Origin of the sequence: cyanobacterium endosymbiont of Rhopalodia gibberula (assembly GCF_003574135.1) — a bacterium.
Lineage (GTDB): Bacteria > Cyanobacteriota > Cyanobacteriia > Cyanobacteriales > Microcystaceae > Rippkaea.
Map to the genome: position 1 here is coordinate 1 of NZ_AP018341.1, position 10,557 is coordinate 10,557.

Annotated in this window: 6 protein-coding genes and 1 pseudogene; 3 read left to right on the plus strand and 4 right to left on the minus strand. The window is 33.2% G+C overall.

The features are described 5' to 3' along the window. The first annotated feature begins 1,425 nt into the window (after positions 1-1,425). Positions 1,426-2,268, plus strand: coding sequence for a tetratricopeptide repeat protein (locus RGRSB_RS00005; RefSeq protein ID WP_232014529.1), 843 nt, complete (start codon positions 1,426-1,428; stop codon positions 2,266-2,268). Positions 2,269-3,931: 1,663 nt separating this feature from the next. Here the strand turns inward: RGRSB_RS00005 and RGRSB_RS00010 are convergent. Next, positions 3,932-5,566, minus strand: coding sequence for an alpha-D-glucose phosphate-specific phosphoglucomutase (locus RGRSB_RS00010; RefSeq protein ID WP_119259273.1), 1,635 nt, complete (start codon positions 5,564-5,566; stop codon positions 3,932-3,934). A 194-nt stretch (positions 5,567-5,760) separates the two neighbouring features. Between RGRSB_RS00010 and pth the strand changes: the two genes are divergently transcribed. Both pth and RGRSB_RS00020 read left to right on the plus strand, forming a co-directional pair. Next, positions 5,761-6,375 (plus strand): aminoacyl-tRNA hydrolase, encoded by a 615-nt coding sequence (pth, locus tag RGRSB_RS00015; protein ID WP_119260887.1) that lies wholly within the window; start codon positions 5,761-5,763, stop codon positions 6,373-6,375. Between the two features lie 45 nt (positions 6,376-6,420). Beyond that, a complete protein-coding gene (locus RGRSB_RS00020; protein WP_172582105.1) occupies positions 6,421-6,753 on the plus strand; it encodes a 30S ribosomal protein PSRP-3 in 333 nt (110 codons plus the stop codon). A 76-nt stretch (positions 6,754-6,829) separates the two neighbouring features. Here RGRSB_RS00020 and atpC read toward each other — a convergent pair whose 3' ends face one another. From atpC to RGRSB_RS10310, 3 genes and pseudogenes are all read right to left on the minus strand, one after another. Next, the gene (gene atpC / locus RGRSB_RS00025) at positions 6,830-7,240 is read right to left on the minus strand and encodes an ATP synthase F1 subunit epsilon (protein WP_119259275.1); all 411 of its coding nucleotides are present in this window, start codon (positions 7,238-7,240) and stop codon (positions 6,830-6,832) included. 98 nt (positions 7,241-7,338) lie between these two features. Then, on the minus strand, positions 7,339-8,790 hold the full coding sequence (gene atpD / locus RGRSB_RS00030; protein ID WP_119259276.1) for a F0F1 ATP synthase subunit beta: 1,452 nt from the start codon (positions 8,788-8,790) through the stop codon (positions 7,339-7,341). Positions 8,791-9,693: 903 nt separating this feature from the next. Next, positions 9,694-9,884: pseudogene (locus tag RGRSB_RS10310) on the minus strand (sugar phosphate nucleotidyltransferase); the annotation flags it as partial. Positions 9,885-10,557 lie beyond the last annotated feature (673 nt).

Consider the following 10,557-nt stretch of genomic DNA (forward strand, 5'->3'; position numbering starts at 1 on the left):
AAGTTTGTCTGTACCGTGGTTTTAGCTTGATACACGAGCCATCGCGTTTTGCTTAAGTATAGATTTAAAACATTTAAGAGATAATTTATCATACACTCTAATCTATAAAATTGGTTAACTGAACAATAATTAGCTGATAACATAGAGGTATTTAGGGTAATGTACGCCAAAACTCATTGGGATAGTAAAGTCGCACTTTGTGTTCATCATTAGTGAAAATCCTAGCTGAAGATTATTCAATGTATTATTGAACCTCAAAGAATATTTACTCAATAAATAGTTTAACAACACTGAAAGTAAGTCGTCCAAGGTGTTCTATTAAGTATTCATTAAGTAATAGAATAAAAAAAGTAGCCAAAATACTTGTTCATAAATTGGGTTTAATACTTTATTTATAGTTAATGAAGTTTTATTGACTGACCTAGTTTCATAGCAGTTAGTTTTGCGGTTGAGTATTTTTCGTCCTAGAGGAATTATTAATTTTTTGGTAAATTTTGCTACTTTAATAATTAATAAATTAATATTTATTTACTTTGTAAGATAGTGGTAATAGCACAACAAAAAATACCGTGACAGGGTTTTAAAACAAGGAAATAAATAGTGAAATGGTTGAGTAGTACTGTTAATTATTTTAACAACTCATAGTTTTTAATTGTTATTAAAAAGAAAATAATAAATTAGCAATAAATCAACCCACTATCGGGAATGAAGGGCGATAGTAAAATATCATAAAATTAACAGAGATATGTTTAAAGAGAAAATAGCAGCAGAACAGATTATTCTTTAAAAGGTTTATCGTAAAAAAATAAATTTAATTGACATAAAATTAACTTCAATCACTTATGTATAAATACGTATAAAATACTTGACAGACTTAAAGGTGATTTTACAATCTTGCAAATCTATGGTTACAATCTTGTTGATTTTATCTAATCAATTTAGAGCTTGATAATTGATATATTAAAACTCATTTAATTATCAATTTAGTTATTTATATTCTCATGAATAAACTTTTACTGATTTTGTTTTATGTTTGATTATCTTTGCAATAGATATACGAATTAAATAATTTATTTAGATAAAATTAAAAATATATTTTGGATTATAAACACCTTTATTGAGTAATTTATAGGCTAAATTGTAGCAATTAATTTAAATGGTTTTTGAGAAAAATTTATTAATAAAAAAAGTAATTGATCAAAGAGTAAATTCTATCTCAGCTAAATTTATACTTAAATCAATTTGTCGTCTTATAAGATGTAAAGTTGATTGTTTTTAAAGATAAATTAGGGTGTTTTGGATAACTTATAACTTGGTCTATAAGTCTATACATGAGAACATCATCAGATAGAGGGAAGTTTTAAAGGCTGGAAATCAATTAGGATATTAGAATATTTAAGAGTTGTTTCTTAACTTCAATCTAGAATGATGACTAATAATCTTTATATTTTGGGATTTTTAACTAATGTTATCATGGTTAGTTCTTTAGTGTCCGCTCATCCATTGCTACTGTCTCAACAACCAAGCGATACCCTAACAGCATTAACTCCAAACAGTCCCTCTTCAAGGTCATCTCAAGAGTCAGATGCTATTGAATGGTATAACCAAGGGGTAGATAAAATTAATGAAGGAGACTATCAAGGAGCTATCGTTGATTTCACAGAAGCTATCGAGTTGAATCCCCAAGATCCTGACGCTTATTACAATCGTGGCTATGCACAACACATCTTGGGCAAGCTCGATGATGCTCTCGATGACTATAATCAAGCTATAGAGCTTAATCGTGAATTTGCCTATGCCTATGGTAATCGTTGTTATGCCTTTTTTCAATTAAAGGAATATCAAAAAGCTTTAGCTGATTGTTCCAAAGCGATTAATCTTAATTCTGAATACGCTGATTTTTATATATATAGGGGGAATGCTAAAGATTACCTCGGTAATTATCAAGAAGCTATTGCTGACTATACTGAAGCGATCAACCTTAATGCTAACTATGCTAAAGCTTATTACAATCGTGGTTTAGCTCACAATCGCGCTGGAGAATTAGAAGCAGCGATCACTGATTACACTAAATGTCTAGAATTAAACCCTAATTTAGCTGATGCCTATTACAATCGGGGAGTAACTAAGTTTATGATAGGAAATCAGACAGAGGCTTTCACTGATATACATAAAGCCGCAGAATTATTCAATGTTCAAGGTAATTCGGATTATGCTAAGCAAGCTCGCGATACTATTGAAAAATTGCAAGCCCAAAATGACACTTAAATTTTGAGCTCCAGATCAAGTCAACACTCAAAAGAGTATCGTTCTGTAGTACTTTAAATAAAAATAAACGACAATCATCTTTTCAGTTAAGGATCACGAGTAAAAATTGACCCTTTTTTTGACTCTCAATCACTATTATGTTAACTACTATAAAATTTGATCTTCAAAATTATTTGAGCTTTATTAACTGTCCTTCTTCTTTATCTGAGTCAATATTTAATTCTATAAACTCAGTCCTCTTGTTTTACTATTAGAGGTTAATTCCTTAGTTACTTTTGCTGAAACAGACGATGCTAATAAAAAATTATATTGTTACATGAATTTCGCTGAAGTTGGTTGAGGACACGAAGCTATGTTTTGTGAGTTCTTTCCAAACAAAATATTGAATTTTAAAAGTGATTTTTGTAGCTACTAACTGTATAGAGATATTGAGACAGGAAACTAAAACAGTCGTTGACAAAACAGAACAGTTAGCCACCCTCAAAGGGGACGATGACTATTAAGTTTAGTCTGCAATCCTAATAGTTTTTCGTTAACTTGGCGGTTATAGTATTACATATAACATTGTACCTGAATTAAGGCTATTATTAACCAGTGTAAGCTATAATTGCACTTTTAATATTAAAGCTGCACTATTACTGAGTTTACACGATAGATAAACTCTAATTATTTTATTTCTCATGGTTTGGCTTCGCGGCTTGGGTGTTTTGTTAATAGAGCTAAACAACTAGTTTCTTATGTCTGTTTAGTGACTTTGCTATGATATTCAACGGACTTAAGACGTGTTAGAAATATTTTCTTGAAAAATATATAAGCTTATTGACTTGACAAATTATCTTTTTCGACATTAATTATGTCGTTGATGAACTAGAAACAAGAAATCTGCAAGGATTTTGCATTTGATTTTTTTTAAAATGTAGGATTCATGAGATACGTTTGAAACGCTTATTTGGTATTCATATCGCTTCGGCTAAAAAAATTAATTCCTTGATATTGAAACCTTAGACGAGAATTATAGTCGTGAAAATTGACGGATAAATATCTCTTTATTTTCGAAAATCGGGCATTTAAATAATAAAATTAGGGTTTTTATTTCCAAAATAGATAAGTAAATTAGAAATTATAGCTATGACTGTGATGAAACGTCATAATCAGTACACACTAACAACAGCAAAAAAACTGAAGATATTTTTGTAGATTAATACTAGGGGTGAATATTGAGTCTTAATTGAGAAACAAGCTTAATATTAACTTTTCTAAGTTATATAAAATTGCTAAGACTTCATTTGATTATTTACCTAGCTTGAAACATCTTAAACAAAAACTTGTCAATGATTATATTTCTCAAAGTAACTTTTATCAAAATTTATATGTCTTAATATTTAAACTTTTCATACTTTATTTTTTGAGTGGATTATTTTAATCGCTAAAAGCTACTACTTTTTTGTTAATTTGTTCTTTATTAAAAATTAATAAAAAATATAGTAAGAATTTAAGAATTATTGTACGTAATGCTTTACCAAAAGGGATGGAATCCAAAATTGATAATAAGACTAAGATAAGGAATTTTTAGTTAAAATTAATTGAACAATTAATTTTAACTAAAAAATAGACCTGTATATTTGATATTACCAACCATACAAGTCTCTCTTGAAGAAATAAGTTAAGTAATAACAGTAGGTTTATCTCGTCCCGTAAATTCCTTAATGTTAGCTATTTCATCAGCTAATTGAATTAAAGGTTTCAAAGCTTGTTGAGTTTCAATATTGTGCTGATTAATATCTGGTTCATAACTTTCGATATAAATTCGTAAAGTTGCCCCTTTTGTTCCTGTCCCTGATAAACGGAAAACAATGCGAGAACCATCGGTAAACCCGATGCGAACACCTTGTTTTTGACTGACACTACTATCAACAGGATCAGCATAAGAAAAGTCATCAGCATAGGCAACTTCATAGTCACCATATTTCTTTCCTTTCATATTTTCTACCATTGATCGGAGTTTATCCATCAATTTATTAGCAGATTTTGATTGAACTTCTTCATAGTCATGGCGGGAATAATAATTTCGTCCGTATTCCTTCCAGTGTTCTTGTACAATTGTCTGAACAGATTTATTTTGAACTGCTAGAATGTTGAGCCAGAAAAGTACCGCCCATAGACCATCTTTTTCCCGAATATGATTTGAACCGGTTCCGAAACTTTCTTCTCCACAAAGGGTTGCTTTCCCCGCATCCAATAAGTTACCAAAGAATTTCCAACCGGTTGGGGTTTCATAACAATCAATGCCTAGTCTTTCAGCGACTCGATCTACGGCTGTACTAGTAGGCATAGAACGAGCAACCCCAGCTAAACCATCTTTATATCCAGGAACTAATTTCGCATTAGCAGTTAATATTGCTAAACTATCACTGGGAGTAACAAAAAAGTTACGTCCTAAAATCATGTTTCGATCACCATCTCCATCAGAAGCTGCTCCGAAGTCAGGAGCATTTTCTCCGAAAAGAATTTCTACTAAGTCATGAGCATAGACTAAATTAGGATCAGGATGACAACCCCCGAAGTCCTCTAAAGGAGTTCCATTTTTTACAGTTCCTTCCGGAGCCCCTAAGCACTTCTCAAATAAAGCACGAGCATAAGGTCCAGTTACAGCGTGGAGGGAGTCCATGCACATCCTAAAGCTTCCTGAACTCAACAAAGTTTTTATTTCGTCAAAATCAAATAATGTCTGCATTAATTCGACGTAGGGGACAATAGAGTCTATGACTTCTACTTCCATTGTTCCCAATATAAAAGATCCAGGGCAATCAAGGTTTATATCCGCTGTATCAAGTATCTTATATTCGCTGATGGTTTTAGTATGCTCAAAAATAGTACTGGTAACTTTTTCAGGGGCTGGTCCACCATTGGTTACATTATATTTAACCCCAAAGTCTCCGTTAGGTCCTCCAGGGTTGTGACTAGCTGAAAGGATAATACCTCCTAAAGCCTTAGATTTGCGAATAACAGCCGAAGCCGCTGGGGTAGAAAAAATACCATTACAGCCTACCAGAGTGCGCCTAATACCATTCGCAGCAGCCATTTTAAGGATAACTTGGATAGACTGACGGTTGTAATAACGACCATCTCCTCCTAAAACAAGAGTTTGTCCTTTGATCTCATTAAGAGAGTTAAAAATAGACTGGATAAAGTTTTCAAGATAATTAGGTTGTTGGAAAACAGTAACAGCTTTCCGTAGTCCAGAGGTTCCTGGTTTTTGATCAATAAAGGGAGTAGTCGAAACAGTACGAATGGTCATGTTAACCTAGCTCTAATCTTGATAGTGTAAGCGTTTGAACGATGTAGATGACTTCAGTATAGTAAATCGACCTGACCTTATTTTATAGTCAATAGGCAATGCAACAGTCTTGGAGTTATTTAGATACTTACTTTTTAGATAATCCTATAAGATTTGTTTTACTTGTCTATGCCCAAATAAGAATGGTATTTTCAATGTCTAAATCTTTCTTATCTTCTCTAATTATTCCCAGACTGATTATCGGGCTGGGAAATTGCGAAGCTAAATACGATGAAACTCGCCATAATATCGGGTTTGAAGCTCTTGATGCTTTAGCCAAGACTTGGCAATTGTCTTTTACAGAAAATCGCCGTTTTCAAGGTTTATTCACTGAGGGAATGGTTAAAGAAAACCAGAAAGTTTACTTACTTAAGCCCCTCACTTATATGAACCGTTCAGGTCAATCAGTTCGCGCCGTTAGCGATTGGTATAAACTATCATTGGCTTCCATATTAGTAGTTTATGACGATATGAATTTACCTGTCGGACGAATACGAATCAGATTAGGAGGATCAGCCGGAGGACACAATGGAATGAAGTCGATTATTTCTTACTTAGGTAGCCAGGACTTTCCTCGGTTACGTATTGGAATTGGTGAATCTCATCTTTCTAAAGGAACAATTTCCCATGTTTTAGGAAAGTTTACCCCTGATGAAAAGAAAGTTATGGAGAAGGTCTTACCCTTAGTAGTAAATGCTTTGGATATGAGTCTCAAAGAAGGAGTTGAAAAAGTGATGAGTCTTTATAATAACCGCACAGCTATCAAATGAGGTATAATACAGTGCCGTAGTGTAACTAAAATAGATGAGGTTTATCTGTTGCAGGAGTCATTAGAGTTAGAGTCAAGATTTCTTTTAAAGGTACTTTGGTTAGATGCTAATGTAGCGATTACTGTGGATCAAATAGTAGGAAAAGGAACAAGCCCCTTAACTGACTATTTCTTTTGGCCAAGACACGATGCTTGGCAACAGTTAAAAGATGAATTAGAAGCCAAACATTGGATTTCAGAAACCGAACGGATTGAAATTCTCAATCAAGCCACAGAAGTCATTAATTATTGGCAGGATCTTCGTAACCAAGGTAAACGCATCTCCATGGCTGACGCTCAAGTCAAGTTCCCGCAAGTTGTCTTCGGTGGCAGTAATTAATCTGATGGCGTCGACATATGAGGGCCGAGTCTTTGACCCTTTGCCCTCACCAAATTTTCTCTTTAGAATTGAATCCTTAGACTAGTCCACCAGACGCTTGAAGACGTGCTCTAGCTCGTTTGAAAGCTTGGGACGCTTTAATTTGTTCTGGGCGGTCATTTCCTTTGTTTGCTTGCTCTAAACGGGTTTGAGCTCTACTGAATTCCGTTTGTGCTTTCTCTTTGCTGATATCATCGTCAACCTCGGCTGAACTAACCAAGACTTTGAGAACATCATGGTCAACTTCAGCAAAGCCTCCCATAACTACTAAATTTTTCCAATTCTTACCAGGGCGAATTCGCATAACCCCAATATCGAGAGCAGTTAAGAGAGGAGCATGACCAGATAAGATTCCCAACTGTCCAGACATGCTTGGTAAGATGACTTCTTCTACAGCACCATTCCAAACGGTTTTGTCTGGAGTGATTACACGGATTTGTAATGTCATATCAGTTATTCGCTATTAGTTTTAACTATCAATTATTAGTTGTCAGTCAACAGTAACTCAAAAGGTATTTATTCAAGAAACTGTTGACTGAGGAAGAATTAGCTTTCTTGCAGTTTTTCGGCTTTGGCTTTCGCTTCGTCGATATTTCCGACTAAATAAAATGCCTGTTCAGGTAGATCATCGAGTTCCCCATTGAGAATCATTTGAAATCCCTTAATAGTCTCTTTGAGAGTTACATACTTACCAGGTGAACCAGTAAAAACCTCAGCCACAAAGAAAGGCTGAGATAAGAATCGTTCAATCTTACGAGCACGGTCTACAGTGCGGCGATCATCTTCAGATAATTCATCTAATCCTAGAATAGCGATAATATCTTGTAATTCCTTATAACGCTGTAAAGTTGATTGCACCGCACGGGCTGTATCATAGTGTTCCTGACCAACAATGGAAGGTTGTAACATAGTGCTGCTAGAATCCAGAGGATCAACTGCAGGATAAATCCCTTTAGAAGCTAGTGCACGGGATAACACAGTGGTTCCATCAAGATGAGCAAAGGTGGTTGCAGGAGCAGGGTCAGTTAGGTCATCTGCAGGAACGTAAACTGCTTGAACAGAGGTAATAGAGCCTTCTTTTGTAGAAGTAATCCGTTCTTGTAAATCTCCAACGTCAGTCCCTAAAGTTGGCTGATATCCAACTGCAGAGGGCATCCGTCCTAATAATGCAGACACTTCAGAACCTGCTTGAACAAATCGGAAAATGTTATCAACAAACAACAATACGTCTTGTTTGTTGACGTCACGGAAATATTCCGCCATGGTTAAACCGGATAGACCCACTCTCATCCTAGCCCCTGGTGGTTCATTCATTTGGCCGTAGACAAGAGCAATTTTCGATTCTTCGGGGTTATCAGGGTTAATAACCTTAGACTCAATCATTTCGTTGTAGAGGTCATTTCCTTCACGAGTACGTTCTCCTACACCAGCAAAAACAGAGACACCTCCGTGGTTAATAGCGATGTTGTTGATTAATTCCATCATGATGACGGTTTTACCGACACCTGCACCACCAAATAGACCAATTTTCCCCCCTTGACGATAAGGGGTCAGAAGGTCGATAACCTTAATCCCAGTTTCAAAAACTTTGGGTTCAGTTTCTAATTCAGTTAATTTAGGCGCGGGACGGTGAATGGGAGAAGTATTACTCATATCTACATCACCTTTCTCATCCACAGGCTTTCCTAGGACGTTAAAGATGCGACCAAGAGTAACTTTACCTACAGGAACGCTAATAGGCGCACCCGTATCAACAATTTCCATACCACGAACTAATCCGTCTGTCCCACTCATAGCAACAGCGCGAACTCGGTTGTCTCCTAATAATTGCTGTACTTCACAGGTAACGGAGACATTCACTCCAGCGGAGTTTGTGCCTTCAATTGTGAGTGCATTATAAATTCGAGGTAATTTGCCACTGGGGAATTCGGCATCAACAACCGGACCAATGACTTGAGTGATTTTACCAACGTTGGTTTGTTCTGTTACGGCTACCATACTTACTTCTATCTGTTTAAGGGGTTAGCTTAGAGTTTGGCTAAGATAGAACCTACTCTCATTAATCTTTTTTCACCACCCTATAGAGTACCACTTCTGGGTAACACGGGGAATGTCTCTAAGATTGTTTGGAGAAAAATAATCTTATCAAAACCTGTCATGTAAAAAATTAAAATTTAAAGATAGAGTTTAATCACTAACAACAAGCTTATCAAAAACTGTTATCCTAGTATAAATAGCATCTTATCAGGTTTTGTATCTGAGTTAAATTAGGTAAAATTAAATGTTTTTTTTTAAAAAACCTATGATCTATGGTGTTAAATACCAAAATCAACTCAATATATAAAATTTTAAATTTAGAAGAATTTATAAAATTATCTATTATAAAATATTAAGTAAGATAAAAATAGTTTGATCTATCAAAAAAATATAAAAAAGAAAAAGTATATATTGAAATTTTTAAGATAAAGATTATAGGCATAAGCCTATAAAGTCAAAATTTTTACTAAGACTTAAGAGATAGTAATAGCATATAAAAGTTTAGTGTTTATTGTTTATCCAAAACTAGTAATGGTTCTCTATTAAAAATAGTAAATATAACAGTAAATTACGCAGCGATTACTAACTAATAATAAAAATGTAGTAAAAATAAGCAAAAATTTAAACTACAATAGTTTTTTTATAGAAAATGGTATTATTTGACAATATATAATTATTTATACAAAAAATAAAAATAACAAAAAATATGAATATCAAGAAATAAATAGAATAGGATGAGAAGTCTTAGGCAAAAATGCTAAAAACAGAAAAGTCTATTTAGATGAGGCCGGATTTGATAATAGAGAGAATTCTCCGTATGTTCATGGACTTGAAACGGAAAGACGCTATTTCAATAAATTAATTACTAAATCCTGAGAAACTGTGAGTTTTGGTGATGGTACGCTTGAAGAAGCAGAGTTAAATTGAGTTATAATATGAGTTTTGAGAATTTAAAAATTAATACAATTGCTCACTAAAATATCAATTAGACAGTATTTACTTGCTAGGAGAACAGCAGGTTGAGCTCGTAGCTTGGTGAGAGGGGACAAAGCCACGTACTTACTCCTCTACCAATGTTGAAAAGAGTCGCAAGGGAGATTTATTTAAAGCTTGATTATCTTAAGGTTCTATTCCTAAATGTGAATTGAAAAATATTATTATTATGAATAATGTCACTTTTTATAAAAAAGAAACTATTAGAAATTAAAAGGGACTAGATATAAACTATGGTATCTTTTACCTGATTTTCTAGATTTAAAAAAAATTAAAATTGAGTATTGTGAACAGATAAATATAACAAACTGAAGTAATAATAAATAGATTTTATATAATTAAATAAATTAGTAATCAATTAAATTATTAAATAATTTTAAAAAAATAAACTAGAAAGCTTAAAAGCTTAGTTAAAAACAAAAATAAAATTTAAATTTCAATATATATATTGAAATTTAAATTTTATAGTAAAATCCGGAAGGTTAAATCAGATTAGATTTATGAAACTTTGCTAGTTTTTTTAAAAGTGTATTAATTAAAATCTGAAATTTTTTACTTTAAATCTTACACCAAATTAAATTATCATACTCTCCTGAGAAAAAAAAAAGATCAAACAATAATAGTGAGTTAATTTTTTAGCAAAATCACAATAATTTAGAAAGACTTATTTTAGTTAATAAATTTTTACCTATTCAAGTTAATAAATTTCATACTAGTTATGATTTCGGAAAGTAA